16 protein-coding genes are annotated in these 21,407 nt (G+C 40.2%); 14 read left to right on the top strand and 2 right to left on the bottom strand.

Going from position 1 to position 21,407, the window contains the following annotated elements; all coding sequences use genetic code 11:
* A partial coding sequence (locus K8089_RS15115; RefSeq protein WP_237604135.1) for a WD40/YVTN/BNR-like repeat-containing protein occupies window positions 1-3,344 on the bottom strand: 3,344 nt, incomplete at its 3' end.
* 466 nt (window positions 3,345-3,810) lie between these two features.
* On the opposite strand from K8089_RS15115, the gene acnA reads away from it, so the two are divergent.
* The 5 genes from acnA (at window position 3,811) to K8089_RS15090 (ending at window position 9,890) form a co-directional block, all read left to right on the top strand.
* Window positions 3,811-6,591, top strand: a complete 2,781-nt coding sequence (gene acnA, locus K8089_RS15110; RefSeq protein WP_237604134.1) for an aconitate hydratase — start codon at window positions 3,811-3,813, stop codon at window positions 6,589-6,591.
* Between the two features lie 101 nt (window positions 6,592-6,692).
* Window positions 6,693-7,019: a hypothetical protein gene (locus tag K8089_RS15105; protein WP_237604133.1), complete on the top strand. Its 327-nt coding sequence runs from the start codon at window positions 6,693-6,695 to the stop codon at window positions 7,017-7,019.
* Window positions 7,020-7,075: 56 nt separating this feature from the next.
* On the top strand, window positions 7,076-8,143 hold the full coding sequence (locus tag K8089_RS15100; RefSeq protein ID WP_237604132.1) for an NADH:flavin oxidoreductase/NADH oxidase: 1,068 nt from the start codon (window positions 7,076-7,078) through the stop codon (window positions 8,141-8,143).
* Between the two features lie 5 nt (window positions 8,144-8,148).
* A complete protein-coding gene (locus K8089_RS15095; RefSeq protein WP_237604131.1) occupies window positions 8,149-9,168 on the top strand; it encodes an LLM class flavin-dependent oxidoreductase in 1,020 nt (339 codons plus the stop codon).
* Window positions 9,169-9,242: 74 nt separating this feature from the next.
* Window positions 9,243-9,890, top strand: coding sequence for an HAD family hydrolase (locus K8089_RS15090; RefSeq protein ID WP_237604130.1), 648 nt, complete (start codon window positions 9,243-9,245; stop codon window positions 9,888-9,890).
* Between the two features lie 80 nt (window positions 9,891-9,970).
* On the opposite strand, the gene K8089_RS15085 is transcribed toward K8089_RS15090, so the two are convergent.
* Window positions 9,971-11,449 carry an exonuclease domain-containing protein gene (locus K8089_RS15085; protein ID WP_237604129.1) on the bottom strand — a complete coding sequence of 493 codons (1,479 nt, stop codon included), beginning with the start codon at window positions 11,447-11,449 and terminating at the stop codon, window positions 9,971-9,973.
* Between the two features lie 257 nt (window positions 11,450-11,706).
* On the opposite strand from K8089_RS15085, the gene K8089_RS15080 reads away from it, so the two are divergent.
* From K8089_RS15080 to K8089_RS15040, 9 genes are all read left to right on the top strand, one after another.
* Complete coding sequence (locus K8089_RS15080; protein ID WP_237604128.1) at window positions 11,707-13,554, top strand: tetratricopeptide repeat protein; 1,848 nt, start codon at window positions 11,707-11,709, stop codon at window positions 13,552-13,554.
* A gap of 234 nt (window positions 13,555-13,788) precedes the next feature.
* A complete protein-coding gene (locus tag K8089_RS15075) occupies window positions 13,789-14,316 on the top strand; it encodes a hypothetical protein (RefSeq protein WP_237604127.1) in 528 nt (175 codons plus the stop codon).
* A complete protein-coding gene (locus tag K8089_RS15070) occupies window positions 14,313-15,092 on the top strand; it encodes a hypothetical protein (RefSeq protein WP_237604126.1) in 780 nt (259 codons plus the stop codon). The genes K8089_RS15075 and K8089_RS15070 overlap by 4 nt, the downstream gene beginning before the upstream one ends.
* A gap of 3 nt (window positions 15,093-15,095) precedes the next feature.
* Entirely contained in the window at window positions 15,096-15,803 is a 708-nt protein-coding gene (locus tag K8089_RS15065; RefSeq protein WP_237604125.1) for a hypothetical protein, read from the top strand.
* Window positions 15,784-16,527 (top strand): hypothetical protein, encoded by a 744-nt coding sequence (locus tag K8089_RS15060; RefSeq protein WP_237604124.1) that lies wholly within the window; start codon window positions 15,784-15,786, stop codon window positions 16,525-16,527. The genes K8089_RS15065 and K8089_RS15060 overlap by 20 nt, the downstream gene beginning before the upstream one ends.
* The gene (locus tag K8089_RS15055) at window positions 16,490-17,191 is read left to right on the top strand and encodes a COG1470 family protein (RefSeq protein WP_237604123.1); all 702 of its coding nucleotides are present in this window, start codon (window positions 16,490-16,492) and stop codon (window positions 17,189-17,191) included. The genes K8089_RS15060 and K8089_RS15055 overlap by 38 nt, the downstream gene beginning before the upstream one ends.
* A gap of 5 nt (window positions 17,192-17,196) precedes the next feature.
* Window positions 17,197-18,225 (top strand): polyprenyl synthetase family protein, encoded by a 1,029-nt coding sequence (locus K8089_RS15050; protein ID WP_237604122.1) that lies wholly within the window; start codon window positions 17,197-17,199, stop codon window positions 18,223-18,225.
* A gap of 3 nt (window positions 18,226-18,228) precedes the next feature.
* Window positions 18,229-19,710 (top strand): NAD(P)/FAD-dependent oxidoreductase, encoded by a 1,482-nt coding sequence (locus tag K8089_RS15045; RefSeq protein WP_237604121.1) that lies wholly within the window; start codon window positions 18,229-18,231, stop codon window positions 19,708-19,710.
* A 191-nt stretch (window positions 19,711-19,901) separates the two neighbouring features.
* On the top strand, window positions 19,902-20,678 hold the full coding sequence (locus K8089_RS15040; RefSeq protein ID WP_237604120.1) for a DUF1206 domain-containing protein: 777 nt from the start codon (window positions 19,902-19,904) through the stop codon (window positions 20,676-20,678).
* Window positions 20,679-21,407 lie beyond the last annotated feature (729 nt).

Raw genomic sequence — 21,407 nt, 5'->3', positions numbered from 1 at the left:
CTAGTTACACTGCATTGTTCTGTAACAGTTGGCAATGTAGTTACATCTGGTACAGGAGCAGTGGTATCATTAATAGTTACCGTCTGGTTTTGCGTACTAGTATTGGTGCCATCTGTATAGGTCCAAACAACAGTTGTTGACGCCGTAATTGGGAAGCTAGTAGTTGTTGTTCCAGTAACCGTGCCAGCACAGTTGTCTGTCGCCGTAGGAGCTGGCAAGCTGGCGACGCTACAAGCATCTGTAACAGTTGGCAATGTAGTTACGTCCGGTACGGGAGCAGTGGTGTCGTTAATAGTTACCGTCTGGTTTTGCGTACTAGTATTGGTGCCATCTGTGTAGGTCCAAACCACAGTTGTTGACGCCGTAATTGGGAAGCTAATAGTTGTCGTTCCAGTAACAGTGCCAGCACAGTTGTCTGTCGCCGTAGGAGCAGGTAAACTGGCGACGCTACAAGCATCTGTAACAGTTGGCAATGTAGCCACATCTGGTACGGGAGCAGTGGTATCGTTAATAGTTACCGTCTGGTTTTGCGTACTAGTATTGGTGCCATCTGTATAAGTCCAAACCACAGTTGTTGAAGCTGTAATTGGGAAGCTAGTAGTTGTTGTTCCAGTAATAGCACCTACACAGTTATCCGTTGCCGAAGGAGCTGGTAGACTGTTTACAATACATTGTTCTGTAACAGTAGGTAACGTGGTTACATCTGGCACAGGAGCAGCGGTGTCGTTAATAATAATATTCTGAGTTTGCGTAGATGAATTACCCGCACCATCAGTATATGTCCAGGTGATTGTAGTTGATGATGTTATAGGAAATGTTACCGTCGTAGTACCATTTATTGGTCCCGAAAAATCATCTGTAGCCGTAGGGATTGTTAACTCAGCAATACTGTTAATTGCACATTGCGAATTTACATCTGGCAAAGTTGCTAAATCGGGTACTGGAGGAGTAGTGTCAATTGTAATAGTCGACATTTTCCACATACCACGACCGAAAGTTCCTATATATAGCAAGTTATCGGTATAGTTTATTTCTAGATCTTCTACTCTAACATTAGGTAAGCCGGTACCCATTTTTTGCCAAGTGGAACTAGGTGTGTTTTTTATAAACGGACCTAATTCTGTACCTAAATAAAGAGTTTCATCTGCCGAAGTTCTATTGACAACCACTTTCTTCATTACAATATTAGGCAGACTTCCTGAAATATTAGTCCAAGTTGCTCCGTTATCTCCAGACCTATAAACTTTGTTGCCGGCATTATATCCAGAAACTGTTGCATAAACAACAGGAGAATTGGGCATAGAAGAAAAACTATTAAATAACTGTCCCGCAGGAGGTGTTAAAGTTGTCCACGAACCTCCGTCATCATCACTTCGCTTTGCAGTTAATGTGTTGCCTACATATCCAATTGTGTATATTTCAATTGAAGTGTTATCATCATTTTTAACAACTTCAATAAATTGGGTTTCTGTAAGCCCTGTTCCTAAAGCAGTCCAGTCGGCTGGAATACCAGTTCCACCTTTATTCGTAGATTTTTTAATATCACCATGACAAGCGTAAATAGTGGAAGCTACCGAAGGATGCACAGACATTGGCGAAACAAAAGCTGCATTAGTATTTGAACCTAAAATATATACGGCTTGATCGTAACCATCTGCATATCCCGCATCTGCGCGATACAGTTGGCCGTTTGTGCCTCCTAAATATCTAATATCTGAATTGCCAATATCTATCGCTGTTGACGTACCGTCTCCAGCAACTGCCGAAAGCCAATTTCTACTACCGCCTTGTAGTATTTTTGAAAAACCGTCGTTATCTTGGTTTGCCATCATAAAATTATCTCCACTAGCTTCTTGTGTAACGGCAATGTTATACGGTTGTGTAATTACTAAAGTATTGGAAATATCTTCCCAAGGAGTCGCTGTAGTTGCACTAAATGGCCCTTTGTGAATACCACCGTCATGACCGTCTAAAACGTTTTCAGTATTTCCAACAAACGAAATATGGTGGTGGTCGGCGTGTACATAGAAGCCAACCCCTGGCGGAGTATCATAAGCATTCATTAATGTTGTAAAGGTAGCGCCTCCATCAGTTGAACGGAAACCATTAACTCCCGCGACTAAAATATTCATTTTATTTACTGGAGAAACAGCTATGTTTTGATTGTATCCTTGCTGTGTATTAAACCCTGTTAAATCTGTTGTGCTTATTAAATCGGCTGCAGTATTTGTAAACGCATATCTATACTTTCTAAATTGAGCCTCTTCGGTTATTACCCCACTTACTCTAACTTCTTCACTCACGCCATAGAAATAATCATTATCATTGGCAGAACTCGTTATCTTTAATTTTTTCTGACTGTTTCCTCCTTGATAAATATCGTGCATTGCAAAATTTGCACCCCCGTCTGTAGAAAAATATAAAGCGTCAAATTGATCTGAAACTACCACTTTCATCGCATCATTAGGATCGAAAATAATATTCTGAAATTTTTCGGGAAATGGACTGTAGGGGTACGAAACAGGAACATCACTCCAAGATGTACCGCTATTAACAGTAACTTTAATTTCAGTATTTGTCAATGCGAATATCTTGGTACTGCTATTAGGAGCAAATGCCAAATCTCTAATATATTCGTTCTCTTCTAAAGTAAATGTGAGTCCAGTTGGATTCCAAGTTTCACCTGCATCTGTAGATTTAAATACACCTATTGAAGAAATATGTTCGCCATCTTCATCGCCAGTTGCCATATAAATAATGCTTGTGTTATTAGGATCAACAAGTATATCTGTAACCCCTAAACCTGCTAAAAAATCAGATTTTGGTAACCACAGAGCACCGCCATTAGTTGTTTTCCAAACACCGCCCGCTGCAGAGCCGGCATACATAATATCTGTATTATTGGGGTCTTCTGCTATTACGTTTATTCTTCCTTTTCCAGGGTAGCCTACATAACCGTTCTCTAAAGGTTTGTCTACTGGCCCTATTTGAGTCCAAGTATCCCCTGGGCCACGATTTTGGCTTTGGTTCGCCATTAACGTGTTAATAAGATTTGCTCCAGTTAACGGTCTATTGGCTGTTGTTGGAAAAGAACCATCGGCATTCACTTTATCACGCCAAATGTAAGCCCAGCGTTCAAATTGTTTATAAGCTTTGTGGTTCGCTTTTATCCGCATATCCCACGAAGCCATTTCGGCGCGCTTTTGAGCTACTATATCGTAAAAGTTAGCCGAAGGATCGGTTACTTTAGATTTATAACTTTGGCCATCCTCAAGAATTTTGTTTTGGGCTATCGAGATACCCGCAATTAAAAAGCATAATAGAAAAGTAAAACGTTTAATCATCGTACGTGTTTTTTGTTGAGTTTTAATTTAATACCTCAAATGTAGTTTTCAAACCAATTTTGAACAATAAATACACTACGCACCTACTACGCACTTTTTAAAAATAGCTTACTTTTAAGTGTTTAGTGATGTTTATAACTTTCTAATACACCTTTTAGCCTTCCGTTTTTTCACTTTACTGCGTGGGTGTTTTTTAGCATTTTCTCCTTATTATAACCTTCATTTGTTATTTCAAAATTTAATGTTTGCTCAATTTATGGCGGTGAGAACCCGAATATATTTTAAAATTTCTAGCGTGAACTTACACCAACTTTACAATAGAAAACGTGATTGTATTAACCGCTTCCGAAATTTTCTTAAAAGTTCTTGTTATAAAAACCAATCTGTTAACGCCTTGTTAAACAAAATGCTTTGCGTGATAGGGAGGCATATAATTAGTAACTTTAATACTTAAATTTTCTCCATTATGCAACACGATATCTACAACCTTAAAAAAACATTAGACTCTTCCAAAGATAAACTCTCGTACTACAGTCTTCCCGAACTTGAAAAACAAGGGCATAACATTAGTAAACTGCCTTTTTCAATAAGAATTCTTCTCGAAAATGCCCTGCGGAATTACGACGACTTTTCTGTAACCAAAGAGCATCTTGATACTATTTTAAATTGGAAACCCGAAAAAAGTGAAAAAGACGTCGCTTTTAAACCTGCCAGAGTGCTTATGCAAGATTTCACTGGTGTTCCCGCGGTAGTAGATATTGCATCGCTACGTGCCGAAATGGCGCGAAAAGGAGGTGACGCCTCGAAAATAAACCCGATGATTCCCGTTGATTTGGTAATAGACCACAGTGTGCAAGTAGACTATTTTGCCGCGCAGTATGCCTATCAACAAAATATGGAAGAAGAATACAAACGCAACATAGAGCGCTATACCTTTTTAAAATGGGCGCAGAAATCTTTTAATAATTTTAGCGTAGTGCCACCCGGAATGGGGATTTGCCACCAAGTAAACCTCGAGTATTTTTCTAAAGGTGCCATCGCCCGCGACGGGATGGTTTTCCCAGATACGCTTGTGGGATTAGATAGTCATACTCCAATGGTAAACGGAATTGGCGTGGTTGCTTGGGGTGTCGGTGGTATTGAAGCCGAAGCCGCAATTCTTGGCCAGCCTATCTATTTTATAAGTCCCGAAGTAATTGGTTTGCGACTTACAGGTAAGCTTCCCGTGGGTTCTACGGCAACAGATTTGGTGCTTACCATCGCCAATCTGCTTCGTAAATACGGCGTGGTTGGAAAATTTGTGGAGGTTTTTGGCCCTGGCCTAGACAACCTTTCGGTGCCAGATAGAGCGACAATTGGAAATATGTCGCCAGAGTTTGGTTGTACCATTACCTATTTCCCAATAGATAATAAAACTTTGGAATATATGCGAAGCAGTAACCGAAGTGAGGAACAAATTAAATTGGTTGAAGATTACTGCAAAGCCAATATGTTATGGCGCCAAGACGAAGATAAAATAGAATATACCGATGTGGTAGAATTAGATGTTTCTACAGTTATGCCTAGCGTTGCTGGACCAAAACGCCCGCAGGATAAAATTTTACTTACCGATTTAAAAGAAAAATTTATTGAACTTGAACACGCTTCCTTTGGCAGAACATACATAGAGCCTTCAGAAAGAGAAGAAGCTCTTATCCGATGGAAAGCAGAAGGCGGAAGTCAGCCTGCAGAACAGTCGCACGACCCCGAACCCGACGTTGAAATTGAGTCTAAAACAAAAAATGGGTTAAAAACCGTTTGGATTTCACACGGCAATGAAAAATACATGCTTTCAGATGGAGCTGTTGCAATTGCTGCAATTACCTCGTGTACCAATACCTCAAACCCTTTTGTTATGATTGGTGCGGGATTGGTTGCTAAAAAAGCACGAGAGCAGGGCATAGATGTAAAACCTTGGGTAAAAACATCGCTCGCCCCGGGTTCAAAAGTAGTAACAGATTATTTGGAAAAATCAGACCTGCTTAAAGATTTGGAAGCCTTACAATTTCATCTAGTTGGCTACGGTTGCACTTCTTGTATTGGTAACTCGGGCCCGTTGCCACCTGCTATTTCAAAAGCCGTAGATGAAAATGATTTAATAGTAACCTCAGTGCTCTCCGGAAACCGAAATTTTGAAGCCCGAATCCACGCACAGGTGAAAATGAATTTCTTAATGTCACCTATGTTAGTTGTAGCTTTTGCTATAGCGGGAAGAGTTGACATAGACCTTACTACCGAACCGCTCAGCTGCGATAGAAATGGTAACCCAGTATATTTAAAAGATATTTGGCCCACCGACGATGAAATTCACGCAGTGATGAAAGAAGTGCTAACCCCTTCAGATTTTAAAAAGAATTATGACGAAATATTTGAAGGCAACGAAATTTGGCAAAACCTAGAAGTGCCAAATGACAGCCTTTACCAATGGGACGACAAATCTACCTATATTAAAGAAGTGCCGTTTTTCCACAACCTTTCAGAAGATCCACAACCTTTAAAAAACATTGAAGGTGCAAGAGCCTTGCTGATGCTTGGCGACAGTATTACCACAGACCATATTTCGCCGGCAGGGGCTTTTTCAGTAGATTCCGCTGCGGGAAAATACTTAATATCAAAAGGGGTTGAACGAAAAAACTTCAACAGTTATGGTTCGCGTCGCGGAAACGACGAGGTAATGGTGCGCGGTACTTTTGCCAATGTGCGTATAAAAAACCAATTGGCTAACAGGGAAGGCGGTTATACTACTTATCTCTCTTCAGGTGAAGAAATGACGGTTTATGATGCAGCACAAAAATATATTGCAGATAAAACCCCGCTTATTGTACTCACCGGTAAAGAATACGGTAGCGGATCCTCTCGCGACTGGGCTGCCAAAGGAACCATTCTTTTGGGAGTGAAAGCCGTTTTGGCAGAAAGCTACGAACGTATCCACCGAAGTAATTTAATTATGATGGGCGTGCTACCCCTAGAATATTTAAAAGGCGAATCTGCTAAAGAACACGGCCTTACCGGAAAGGAATATTTCAGTATAACGGGTATTGAAAACAATTTAACGCCTTTAAAAAAGGTAACCGTAACTGCCACAACCGAAGATGGCAAGAAAGTTGAATTTAAAGTAGTTGCAAGATTGGATTCCCCAATTGAAGTTGCCTATTATCAAAATGAAGGCATTCTGCAATATGTATTGCGACAGTTTTTAAAACAATAAACTCGTGATTTGTTATTTCGGGATTCGTTAATTGGAATCCCGATTTTCAATTAATTAATATGTTACACTGAGCGCAGTCGAAGTGCCAATTTTATATAAACGTGATTTTACTCATCCGTCCAAAACTCTTCCGAAAAAACTTCAGTGGAATCACCCTTTGGCCGTTTGTGATTTTAAAGCATCATGCGTTAAAAGAAGATGTTGTTTTTATAAATCACGAAAGCATTCACCTTCGCCAACAAGCCGAATTGCTGTTGGTGTTTTTCTATTTATGGTACGGGATTGAGTTTTTAGTTCGCTGGTTTCAATATAAAAATCAGTATCAAGCATATCGAAATATTTCCTTTGAAAGAGAAGCGTATAATCACGAACAAAATTTCGAATATTTAAAGAATAGAAAGTTCCTCAGATTTTTGAAGTTTCTGTAGTATTCAAACATAAAATAAATAACAATAAACAATAATAACAGAGAATAAACAATAATATGAGCATCCTCTTTTCCCCATTAAAAATTAAAAACACAACCTTTAAAAACCGAACAGTCGTTTCGCCTATGTGTATGTATAGCTGCGTTGACGGCTATGCAAACGATTTTCATTTAGTGCATTTGGGCAGTCGTGCGGTTGGTGGTTTTGGGTTGATAATTCAAGAAGCGACAGCCGTTTCACCCGAAGGCAGAATTAGCTATGGCGATATGGGTCTTTGGAACGACGAACAGATTAGAAAACCCAAAGAAATTGTCGAATTTGTTCACGCTCACAACGCGTTAATAGGTATCCAATTGGCACACGCCGGTAGAAAAGCCAGTCATCAATTGCCGCAGGAAGGTGCTAAAAAAATTGCGCCAACAGATAAAAACGGTTGGCAAACGGTTTCTGCTTCGGCTTTGCCATTTAGAGAAACTGAACCCGCGCCACTGGCTTTGGATGCCGAAGGAATTGAAAAAGTGAAAAACGATTATAAAGCCGCGACAATACGCGCGAAAATGGCAGGCTATGACGTGGTTGAAATTCACGCTGCCCACGGCTATCTGTTTCATCAGTTTTATTCGCCTTTGGCCAATAAACGCACCGATAAATACGGCGGTAGTTTTGAAAATAGAATTCGCTTCTTGCTCGAAGTTACTGAGATTGTCCGCGCTGAATGGCCAGACGAAAAACCGCTCTTCGTTCGTATCTCGGCAACCGATTGGACTGAGGGAGGCTGGACCATTGACGACTCTGTAAAACTCGCAATAGCTTTAAAGAAATTAGGTGTTGACCTTATTGATGTTTCTTCGGGCGGTAATGTGCCAAAAGCGACCATTCCCAGCGAGCCGGGTTATCAAGCAGGTTTTGCCGCGCAAATTAAAAAAGAAGCAGATATTTTAACGGGTGCGGTTGGTCAAATCACAACAGCCGAACAATCAGAAACAATTTTAAAAGAAGGAAAAGCAGACTTGATTCTCTACGCTCGTGAAAGTCTTCGGCAGCCTTATTTTCCTCTAAACGCTGCTAAAGAATTAAATGTAGATGTGGCTTGGCCCATACAATATGAAAGAGCCAAAATTTAGATATTATGATTAACGAAGAACAAATAATAAACATCCCTTTTTCAGTATTAGACCTCGTTCCCGTCCTTGAGGGCAGTAGCCATAAAGCGGCTATGGAAAGCAGCGTGGCGTTGGCGCAACATGTTGAAAAATTGAACTATAAACGCTTTTGGATATCTGAGCATCACAACGCCGAAAGTCTCGTGAGTTCTGCCACCCCAGTACTGATTGGTTATGTGGCCGAAAACACAAAAACCATTCGCGTAGGTTCGGGCGGGGTTATGTTGCCCAATCACGCGCCACTTATCGTCGCGGAACAATTTGGTACCCTCGCCACGCTGTATCCAAACCGAATAGACTTGGGCTTGGGCCGTGCGCCGGGAACCGATCAACTTACAGCAAGAGCGCTTAGACGCGAGCGAACCGAAACGGTAAACGACTTCCCAAACGATATTCAGGAATTACAGCAATATTTTTCAAAAAACAATGCACACAGCCCCGTTCGCGCCATTCCGGGCGAGGGCTTAGAAGTGCCATTATACCTTTTGGGCTCCAGCACTTTTAGCGCTCAACTGGCGGGAGCCCTCGGTTTGCCCTATGCCTTCGCCAGCCATTTTGCGCCAACCCATCTGCACGATGCGCTTGGATTATACCACCGTAATTTTGAAGCTTCAAACCAATTGTTAAAGCCCTATTCAATGGCATGTGTAAATGTGGTGGTGGCGGATACAGATGAGGAGGCAGAATTTCTGGCAACGAGCATGAAACTTTTTATGCTGAATATTATCCGAAATACGCGCGCGCCACTTCCGCCGCCAGTTAAAAGTATGAACGGACTGTGGAGCCCAATGGAAGAAGCCCAAATTTTAAAAATGATGCAATACACTTTTGTGGGAAGTCAGAAAACTGTGCGTGAAAAACTAGTTCGTTTTATTTCTGAAACAAGAGTAGATGAATTAATTACGGTTGCACATATTCACAATCAGCAGTCCAGATTAAAGTCTTTTGAATTGTTAGCGCAACTAAAACAAGAAACCCAAGTTTAATCGAAGTCAATCTTACTTTGAAGGGATAATTTTGAAAAGATTTGTTTTCTTTGCCTTCACAAAAAAAATATAAAATGCTAAAAGCTGTACTTTTTGATATGGATGGGGTAATTGTAGATACAGAGCCCTTACACCGAAAAGCGTATTTCAATATGTTCGATGAAGTAAATATTAATGTAGGCGAAACATTGTACGATTCTTTTACAGGCCAAGCTACATTGCCAATTTGCAAAACCTTATGCCAGCATTTTGAGCTTTCAGAAACTCCCGAAAATTTGGTTTCAATAAAACGAAAACACTTTAAATATCTCTTTGAAAACGACTCCAGTCTTGCTTTGATAGATGGCGTTCACGATCTTATAAAAGATTATCACAGCAACGGCTTAACTTTGGTTTTGGCTTCGTCTGCTTCTATGGCTAACATCAACCGTATTTTTGATAGGTTTGATCTCAACAAATATTTTAAAGCTAAAATTAGCGGCGCCGATTTAAAAGCCTCAAAACCCCATCCCGAGATATTTATAAAAGCCGCACAACTCGCGGGCGAACACCGTGACAATTGCATGGTTATTGAAGATTCCACCAACGGAATAGCCGCTGCAAAAGCCGCAAATATTTACTGCGTAGGTTTTAAAAGCCCAAATTCTGCCAACCAGGATTACAGCAAAGCAGATAGAGTAATCACAAACTTTGATGAAATACTATTCGCTAAATTGCCCTAACCTTATTTGTTTAATATTAAATCTAATTAGTAGTATCAATTTTATTCCTTCCTTTTCAAGGGGAGGCTAGGAGTGTCTGTTCACCCTAAATTCCAGTGACTAAAAACATTTTCAGAGGCTCTTTTACTTGAAGATTTCTTTACTTTCGTAGCCCGTTTGTTTTTAAGTTGAATCGGTTTTTCAAAATGCACCACATTCCGCTCACCTTGCTTTTTAAGATGACTCCTAATAATTGCGTGGGTGTGATACGTTGCTTGCTGCAGTTTCAAAAAAGGCTCGTAATCTTCAATATTGCAAATGGCGTCGTTCCTGTCAAAATAGCCATAACCTTTATACTGTCCGTCCATAACAAAGGCAAAGCCTATCTCATCTTTAACCCTTCCTTTTCCCTGAATGGCAAAACTTAAAGTGTTATCTTTTAATGACTGTAGGGCGGCCGCCACTTTTGCGTTGTAATCTTCAACGTTTTCGGTGCCTTCACAAATCCCTTCGCAGTTTTTGATACGGTAGTGCGAACATTTTTCCGAATTGCTTTGCAAGGTGCAAAAACGCGGACATAGTTTAAAAGTCTCGCATATTTCTTCTAGTTTTTCGATGGCTTCGGTTCTATTGTAAAACGTACTTACAGAATCGTTCTGCGTCTTTGTCTTTCCCAAAGCCAATTGCACGATGCCGCGCTGATTTTCATAACTGATAATCTGATAGGTTGTTGCGGGCCATTTCTGCGCACGGTTATATTTGGGGTAATGCTTCCGAATGTGTTCCGATTCTACCAAAAGCGCCAACAATTCGTTGCCCGTAAGTTCAAAATCGATAAAATGCGTCTCTTGCCCCAATTGATATTCCTTCGTCTTTTTACTGTAAAAATGAGAGAGTACACGCTTCTTTATATTCTTCGCCTTCCCCGCGTAAATAACTTTATGCTTTTGGTTTTTGAAAAGATAAATTCCAGCCTCTTCGGGAAGTTCGTCTATCTGTTCCGCAGGCAGATGGGGTGGAAGCGTGGCTTGCTTTGAACGCGGATTGAGAAATTGATTAATCGTTTCCCAATCTTCATCTAACGAAAGCAGGCGTTGAAAAAGAATAACCGTAGCATCAACATCGCCTTCTGCGCGGTGGCGGTTGAGGTGCGGAATATTTATAGTAGTGCAAAGTCTTCCCAAACTATAAGACAGATGTCCAGGAATTAATTTGCGCGAAAGCCGAACGGTACACAGCTTTTTCCGATTGTAATGTTGCCCCAAAAGACGAAATTCCCCGCGGATTACATTGTAGTCAAAACTTACATTATGGGCTACAAAGATGGCGTCTTTTGTAAACGCCTCTATTTTTTCGGCAACTTCAAAAAAGCGCGGGGCATTGGCCACCATTTCATTATTAATTCCTGTTAGGGTAGTAATGTACTGCGGAATATCGCGCTCAGGGTTTACCAAAGTAGTATATTTATCTACTACTTCACCATTTTTCAAAAGTGCGATGCATATTTCGGTAATGCGGTTGCCGGCAATGCCACCGCCGGTTGTTTCTACATCTATAATTGCGAAAAGTTGTGAATGCATTTATTTGTTGCTGGGAAATAACAAAGATATATAAAACCCCTTAAAATAATTGGAATTATTCCTATTAATTGGAAATAGTCCGATGCTGCTGTTGTGGAGTCGTTATTTCTAAAACAATTTATCGCTCAAAAATGTTGCTTATTTCAATGAAATTTAGTGCGTGTAATATGGTGTCGATGCGATTAAAAAGGCTGAAAATCAATATTTTTTAGCTCGGTTAAAAGGAATTGATTTATATTTATTGCTCAAACCTCTTAATGGACAAGTTGATTTTAATATTTCTTTTGCTCCTTCAAATAGTATATGTTGAAGCGCAAACTCCCGAAATATCTAAAATTAAGCAGCAGATTGAAAACGCCCCTTCTAAGCCCGATTCGGTAAAGTATTATATGTTTCGGCTATTGGACCACGCTTCGCAACTTCACGACACGGTTATTGGTAAAACCTACAGCCATATAGGTATTCAGTATAACAAATTGGCAATATTGGATTCTTCTGAATTTTACATGAAAAAAGCTTTGGAGTACACTGAAAATTACCCCAAAGTCCACGGCGAAATGTATCTTAATTTAGCTATTAATTACCGTATTGGATCGCGATATAACGAATCTTTGGAGGCGAGTGAAAAAGCGATAGAAATGTTTAAAAGAGCAAATTACCAAGCTGGGGTAGGCAGAGCTTATGGCGAAATGGCTTCCAACTATAACTATATGCTTAACAGCGAAAAAGCGTTGGAATATCTAAAAAAATCAATAGCCATTTTAAGTGAAGAACAAAACACAAGAGAACTACATGTAGTAAAACAAAAGCTGGCAAATTTGTATTATAACAAAGGTGATTACGCCTTTGCAAGAGATATTTATGAAGAGGTTTTACCCACATTTTCGCAAAACAAAGGCACCAATTATTACAGCACACTTTTAACATATGCCGACTGTTTAATTCAATTAGAGGAAAATTACAGCGACGCCGAAGCAGCTTTAAACGAAGTGGTTGACGGTTTTAAAACCCTAAATAATATAGAGTATATGTGGCTTAGCCTTAGTAATCTTGCGTATGTTTATGAAGCCAGCGGTAAAATTGAAAAAGCCCGTCAGGCATTTGAAAAAGCACACCAAGGTTTATATCAATTAAAATCGCCACGCTTTATGGAAACCAGTGTGCGCTATTTAGAGTTTTTAAATAAACAGAAGCAATATAATACAGCTTTAGCTGTAATAAAAAGGGTACAAGCCACCTCCAAATCGAAGAGGTTAAAAATGAATGCCGATAACGAAATCGCCTTCTTAAAACAGGCCATAGCGACCTATAGTCAAATGGGGATGGTAGAAAATTCATTACAAGCTTTTGAACGTATAGATTTTGTAAAAGACTCACTTCACAGCGCTGTCAATGAAGCTAAGGCACTAGAGTTACAAGAGAAATATCAAAACGAGCTTCAACGCGAAAACAACCTAGTTCTAGCAAGCAACAACGAACTTTTATTGGAGTATAATAATAAAAAGGACAAAATATTAATGCTTAGCGTATTGAGCTTGGCCCTCATTCTTGTTATTGGGATTGTTCTTTTTATTTCTAGTAGAAACAAATTAAAAATGCAACAGAAACTTGTAGCGACCTTAGAAAACTCTAAAAGAGTTTTAGAAGAAAAAAACACCCTCCAAAACCAATTGCGAATAGAGCGCGAAAAAACCCTAATTAATAAGGAAAGGGAATTGGTGGAGGTGTCTTTAGAAATGTCTGACCTCCAAAACCGAATATTGGAGCTTTTAGAACATCGCGAAAATCCGGAGAGCTCGCAAGTGCTAGCCGAAAAATTAAATGAATTGCTGAGCCAGAATAATTATTGGAAATACTTTAAAGGCAAATTTGTAGAGGTGCACCCTGCATTCGCCAAACAACTTTCAGAAATGTTCCCCAATTTATCTGATAACGAAATTGCTTTTTGCTGTATGTTAAAACTTCAGCTGTCCACTAAAGAAATCGCTTCGCTTATGGGCCTTAGCAAGGAACAAGTAACATCAAAAAAGGCTGCGCTTCGCCGTAAAATGGGACTGGAAGACGATATTCTTGGTTTCGAAAAATTGATAGAACATTTAGAATAACACACTACAGTATCGTATTGAAAATATCTCAATTTCTTCTTTTTACGCACCTATTGGGCTGCTTCAACCCTTCACAAAAACAATACATCAAACCCGCTGTTTCATATTAATTGAGTATTTGTTTTTTTTCAGCTTATATGTTAAAACTTTGTATTTAAAGTAAAAAATTATACTTTAAATTTAACTTTTAACATTATAATCCCCTAACTTTGAGAGAATTAAAATTTTATTCCTATGAGTATGCCAACAATTCCACAAACGTACACCCACACAATAAAGCCCAGCGGTATTTTTGATGTGGACTCAACCATAGACGGCGGCCTTGATACCCGATTATCTGGCGGCTTTAACGCCAATCACGGTGGAAGCATCCAAACTGTTGTAAGTGGTAAACTAGAAACAGACAATGTACTGAAACTTAAAGGCGACCCCAACGAACCCGTAAGTACAGATAGCAAAATTGAAATTTTAAACCTGCCGCGATTCACCTTAGACGATATTAAAGACATGATGAAGGTTCGGGTGCGTATCCCCAACTATTCCAATATATGTGTGAAAATGCTTGGGGTAGAAGTGCTGAATGTTTGTATGGGCGGCGAAAGCCAAGTTATAACCGAGCCTTATGTTCCCACAGCGGCCGAACGTTGCGAAGACGAGTGCTGCGAGCCAGATACCAGGCCTTTTCCAGAACGCTCAACCCATGAAACGCATCAAGGGAAAACAAAGGTTGAAGAAGTAGCCAGTAAAAAGAAAAAATCATGAAAATCGTTTCAGCTAATTCCCATCAGGAAAAAATAAAGATAATGGAGAAGGAGATCGTCCTTAACGGTCCTCCATCAAGTTTACAAGGTAATATTCAATTCGAGAATATTGAAAGTGACCCCCTGCGTATAAAGACCTTGGCGCTGGTAGCTAAAAATAAAAAGCAGCAAAAAGGTACTCAAGATTTTTTGCGTTTTTCATTTAGACTGCGTCCCGGAGAACAAAAACAGGAAACAGTAAATCACGAACTTCCCCCAACCACTCCGCCGGGGACGTATGAAAGCCATATAATGTTGGGCGAGCAAATGCACAAAGTAAAAATGATAGTACAGCCTACAATTAACATCGAGGTTTTTCCTACGCAGTTTACGTTTCAAAATACTGCCCCCGGAACAACCCACGTGGCAGTACTTACTTTAATTAACAAAGGCAATATGCCGTTTCAGGTGCCTGAATTAAAACACGCAGCCATGTTAGATATGGACTTGCTTTGTCGCGCTTTTGGCAAAGGATTTAGAGAAAAAGGCAAAGACGATTTAATGTCAACCTTAGACGAAGTAACCAGAAATCTAAAAGAAAATCTTACAGATTGGGTGTCTATTTCTGTGGAAGAACACAACCAAATTGTGCAGCCCGGTGACTCGCTGTTGTTGCACATAAACTTTACGATTCCTAAAAACGCCGAAGCCAATCGCGACTACGATGGCAATTTCAGGTTTTGGGATAAAGATATTTCGGTGGTGATAAAATCACATAGAGAAACAACAAAAACTTAAGTTATGAAAAACAATCAAAGTGATAATTCACTCCCTAAAATGCTAACGGATAATTTTCAGAAAATGACCAATGTTTCGCTGGAAGCCATGCAACCCTTAGTGGAAAATATGGTTGAAAACATGGCTAATTTCAATCGGAATATTTCTGAAAGTGGCCTTCCTACCCTTAATATTTTTGGCACGGGAAAAAAGAGCAAATGCTGCCCCCCAGAAGAAACTTGTCTGCCACATTGCATTGCTTCAATCTACAGGCAAGCTATGGCTGGCGAGCGTATTATTGTTCCTTTTCTTATAACCAACAACTGCAACACCCAAAAAACCTACCGTCTCGGTTTACGTGAATTAAAAGATGCCGATGGCAATTTAGCGCCTACACAGCCCGCTTTAAACAAAAACAGCGTGTCGTTAGAACCCGGTCGCAGCGAACGCGTTTTAATGATGCTAGATTTAAGCAATTACAGCAACGGCACTACCTATGAAGCCGAAATAGTAATTCGTGAAAAAGAGATAAATCAAAACGTGTGTTTCACATTAAATGTTAACGACCACAACCAAATTAACGTGACTCCTTACAACGAAAATAAATACAAATTAAAATGGCAAAGCTGGCAGTCGCATTTTTATTGCGAACCACAAACACACAAAATTAAAGACAATGTGAGGCCATTGAAAAATGTTTATAACCAAAAAGATGAGCGAACAGAAGGATGATTTTTCAAAAGGTGTTGAAAGCCTTTTCCGAAAAACCGTAGAAGTAAACAAGCACTATTTAAAACAGAGCACAGAATTGTTTAAGGAATTTGGAAATTCGGGCAAAGAACTTAAAAACTTCAATCTCTTTCAGCCAGAGGTGCTGATGGGGGCATTTACTTCATTTACAAAAATGAACCTCGATCATTATAAAAACATGATGGATTTGGGATTTGCCATAACCAAAAAAGCATTTAATCCCGCATCCGAAGATGCTGCGGGAGAAACGGAGGAAAGCGCTGAAGAACCTTCCTTCGTACTGTCTGCTACAACTTTTGCTGGCAACCGCGTAAACTTACAATTTCTATTAGATAATATTAAAAGTGAAGAAGCTACCTGCCAATTAATAAATTCAGATTATTTAAATGAAGAAGTTCCCGCGAACACACAAAAATTTCCCACTGTATTTAACCCCCAATCATTCACATTAGCGGCAGGCCAATCACAAACGGTAACCATTCAAATTTCGGTTAACAACGATGTGCGTTTGGGCATTTACCAAAGCAAAGTACAAGTGCTGGGTTTTGAACCTGCATATTTTCTAATTAAACTTACAATAGCCGAAAAACCTGTTGAAAAACCCGCTAAAAAATCTACTGCAAAATCCGCTAAAAAATCTATTGCAAAAACCATAAAAACCACTGGAAATGGCCGCCAAAAAACCAAACGAACAAAAAAAGAGTAGTGGAAGCAGGAAATTGGCAGACGATATTCTCAAGGGAATAAAAAATGAAGAAATACTTTCCAGTGCCCAAAAAGTTATCAATTCTGCGGTCAACGTGCTGGAAGAAGAAATAGCTGCTGGTATCTTAGCTGCTAAAAAAATTGAAAAGAAAGTATTGGATGTGGACAACATCCGAAGCGATCCAGACGATCTTATGAATCGCATTCGCAGAGACACCCACGAGGCAGTCGACCTCTTTTTGGATGCCATAACTGCGCTTACCAATAAGGTGAATAACTTAACCGAAAGTGAAAATGCCAAAGCCGAAAAAGCTGAAGCAGCTATTGTAAAGCCAAGCCCTGCGCTTACCCTCCTGGAAACAGAGCAGCCACTGCAACCCGGACAATCAGAAAATTTCACCTTTACTCTTTTTGAAGATTCAGAAAAAGCCGCTAAAATTAGCTTTCAAAAAACGTCACTCTTCGGTCCCAATGGTCAGAGTATAAACGGCAGAGCCCTAAAAATAACACCACTCAACCTTACCCTAAAACCAAAGGAAGAAAGAGAAGTAAACGTGAAGCTCTCCCTGCCCAAAAATGCACAGCCCGGCACTTATAATGCCCTAATTACAGATTCCGAAAATGCCCTCGTAAAAGTAGTTCTCAATGTAGTTGTAATCCCTTAAAAATTATGGACACCCTTTCAATGAAAGCAATGCTGGCAGATTACGGTGCCGAAACTTTAAAAGGGATCCACAATTATATTCCAGATAAGGAACCCCGCGCATATTTGTACAATCTTTTAGCTGAATACCCCAACCGCGGTGGAAAAGGTTTTAGACCCGGCCTTTGCATCGCCGCTTGCAAAGCCTTTGGCGGTAAGCAGGACGATGCTTCAAATTCTGCTGTTTGTTTAGAACTGCTTCACAACGCATTCCTAATTCACGACGATGTGGAGGACGAGAGTTTTTTCCGAAGAAATAAACCCACGCTACACCAAAGCACCAATACTGCAATTGCCATAAATGTGGGCGATGCTATGCAAGTGCTCGGCCTTTATCCATTATTCAAAAATAGGGAAGTGCTGGGCGATAAAGTGGCAATGCAGATTTTTATGGAAGTGCAACATATGGTTACTGAATCGGTGGAAGGGCAAGCAATGGAACTGGGCTGGCGAAAAGACAATACCGCCAATTTAATGGAAGCAGATTACCTGCGGATGATACTTAAAAAAACCTGTTGGTACACCTGTATTCATCCAATTAGGATTGGGGCAATTATCGGTACTAAAGGAAGGGTGAATCCTGAAAAATTTGATCGCTTAGGCTATTTTATGGGTACGTCTTTTCAGATACAAGACGATGTGTTAAACCTTATAGCCGATGAAGAAAAATATGGAAAGGAAATTGGTGGCGATATTTTAGAAGGCAAACGCACCTTAATGCTTATTCATTTAATGGCAACTTGCAAGCCGGAAGAGCTCAGGACGATTTCAAAATTTCTCTCCCTCCCCATTCGGCAAAGAAAAAATGCGGATGCGCTGGAAATCCTAGAATTGATGCACACTTACGGTTCCATTACGCACGCCAAAAATACAGCCCAATATTTGGCGGGCGCAGCACTCAAAGAATTCTATACCATCTTTTCAAGACTGCCCGATTCCGAAGACAAAAGCTTAATAGAAAACATTATTATTTATATGATAGACCGCGAATACTAAACTATGCTAACCGTAAAACCCAAAATAAACTATGACTGCGATGTGCTTATCTCCGGCGGAGGTCCCTCGGGAAGTGCGCTGGCTTTTCATTTGGCAAAAAAAGGGGTAAAAGTTATCGTGGTGGAGGCAGCGAAATTTCCGCGTGATAAAGTTTGTGGCGATGGCGTTAGCCCAATTGCGTTGGCCGAATTAAACAAAATGGGTATTACCCGAACCCAGAAATTTGCCAAAGCCAACGAAATAAAAAAAGTGGGCCTCTTTTTAAAAAATGATAATGTATTTATCAATCTCGCCAAACCTGAACATTTACGATATCACGCCAGAATCATCCCCCGCATAGAACTGGACGCCATGATTTACGAGGCGGCAAAAAAAGCAGGCGCTACCTATTTAGAGGAATCTCGTGTTGTAAAATATAAAATCACCCCCAATGCGGCCTTGGTTACCGTAAAAACCGACGCGGATCAGCAGCTTATAAAAACAAAACTGGTGGTTGGCGCGGATGGTAGCAGATCGATAATAGCGCGGCAAATGCGCGGCAATTCCCCTTCAAAGGATTATCAACTGTTGGGGCTTCGTGCCTATTACAATAACGTAAACGGCCCTACAGATAGGGTTGATATTTATTTTAGCGAAGAAGGCTTTCCGGGTATATTTTGGATGTTTCCAAAAGGAAAAAATGACGCTAATATAGGAATGGCAATGATTTCGCAAACCTTTCCACAGAAACCAGATCATATAAAAAAACTGCTCACAGAGCACATTGCCACCCATCCCGAAATTGCAAAACGCATTGGGAAAGGTTCTTTGGAAGCAAAAATGGAGGGCTGGCCTATTACGTTTTTTAACGCTTCACAGAAGTTATGTAGCGATAGAGTAATGCTGATAGGCGAGGCGGCCGGACTTATAAACCCACTAAGCGGCGATGGTATTCAATACGCCCTATTGAGTTCCCGATGGGCAGCCGAAACCATAATAAATTGCGTACCCGCAGATGAATTTTCCGAAACAGCTTTAAGCACTTATTCCAAAAAAGTAAATGAAGAGGTGGGGTACGACTTTGCACTTTCAAATTTGTTGGTGCAATTTCCCCGCAACAAAACCCTCACAAAAGTGTGGATGAAAATTCTCACCGTTTTAATAGCCCGGGCAAAAGAAGACAAAGAATATGCCGATATTATTGCAGGTATTTTTGAAGGTACCTATCCTTCGTATAAAGCACTTACAGTTCCTTTCATTTTAAAATCTTTAAAACAAGGCGGATTGGAAATTTCTAAAGAATTAAGTAACAGTCTAAAACATCCCAATTCGTTGCTGGACAATGCAGCCGATTCTGTGCAATTCCTTTTTAAAATACTTGAAGAAATAAAAGCCAATCCCGTGGCACAACTTAAATGGGCTGGCAATACCCTCTCTAAAACTGCCAGTGTAGCCGCACACCTCGCCCAAACCGTAGATTTGTCAAAAATTAGAAAAGGGGTGTAACCGTAATTAATCTTATTAGAAAAATAAACCACATTCAACTCCCCAACCTTCCACCCAGTAAATTAACGAATTAACAAATCACAATTCACGAATCAACGAAACACAAATTAACGAATCAACAAATTCACAAATTAACCAGTTTCTAATCGTAACTTTACCCACAAACAAATTTATAAAAAGCAAATCAGCCTGTGAAAAACTCTTTTAAAACCGTTGCCGTTATTGGTTTTGTTTCCAAAGGCATTATTTATCTGGTAATCGGAACCTTGTCTTTATTGGCGGCTTTAAATATGGGTGGTGAAAGTTCGGGCACCAATCAGGCGCTCATTTTTTTAAAACGGCAACCTTTTGGGCAAGTACTCTTGTTGCTATTGGGCGTAGGCCTGCTCTGCTATTCGTTTTGGATGTTTGTACAAACCTTCAACGATCCCGAAAATATTGGCACAGACCGAAAGGCGCAAATGCGTCGCTTCGGACTTTTCACTACGGGTTTGGTTTATGTGGTGGTGGCTTTTCTATGCTTTTATCACCTGTTTACCTATACCATTTCAGACGATTCTAATTCGCAGTATTTAGACTTTATAGGTCCGGTAACCCTTTCGTATATATTTATTGGCGTCGGAATTATCTTAGCCGTTCAAGCGGTGGTATTAATTGTAGGGGTATTAAAAGGCGGGCTTTTAGACCAATTTAATTTGGAAGGACAAAAAGGCTCTGGTTTTATAAGAGTAGTGGGGCAGTTTGGTTTTTATGCCCGCGCTTTTGTGGTGGCCATCATTGCCTATTTCTTTTTCCGCGCTGGCATTTACACCGACAACCACGAGATTAAAGGCATTCAAGATGCCTTTTCTTTTTTAGATCAATCTGCCATCGGTAGAATTTTAATGGCGATTACTGCGGTGGGGTTTATTTCTTATGGGGCGTTTTATGCCCTGCTTACGAGGTATCGGACTTTTGAGGGGGAGTGAGGTTTTACGAAACAACTCTTTAGCGGCAGGACAATGGCGAGGAGGTAGGTGAAGGGTTTGCTTAAAGTCAATCAAGCCCACAAACCTAAATAGCATTGACGTCGCCTTCGATTTCGATTTCGTTTTCGATTTCAATTTCATTTTTGATCTTCACCCACATCCCCAGAAACATAAGGATATTCGAGACAACCCATCAACCATCTTTAAAATTTATTTGCGCATTCGTGGTCACCCAAATGCGATGAAATCATCAAATCTGTCACACTGAGCGCAATCGAAGTGCCTCGTCAATCCCCAATCCCATTCCCATTCACTTTGTGGCCTAAATTTGGCTCACCCATCTCAAGTCTCAAATCTCAAATCTAATACCTCAAATATAACTAATACCTCAAATCTAAAGCGTGAACTTCCCTGATTAGAGTTGACCGTTTTTAGTCTAGACTCTAGACTCTAGTTTCTAGCTTCTAGATTCAAATCTCAAATCTCCATCCAATATGTCACACTGAGCGCAGTCGAAGTGCCTCGCCAATCCCCATTATCATTGTCTTTGTGCCCAAATTTAGCACACTATTCAAGTCTCAAATCTCACGTCTCACGTCTCAAATCTAAAGTGTCCTATCGTCCTACATCCTACCGTCCTACGTCATTCTCACCCCATCACCACACGCTCCTTCCCCTTCTAAATATTTTAATTTAAAAGAAAGAAGGTTAATTCAGGGGAAGGTGGCC

The organism is Aequorivita vitellina (assembly GCF_022008365.1).
Lineage (GTDB): Bacteria > Bacteroidota > Bacteroidia > Flavobacteriales > Flavobacteriaceae > Aequorivita > Aequorivita vitellina.
Note: the sequence above shows the minus strand (reverse complement) of the source record. Positions and strands in the feature narration are given on the sequence as shown.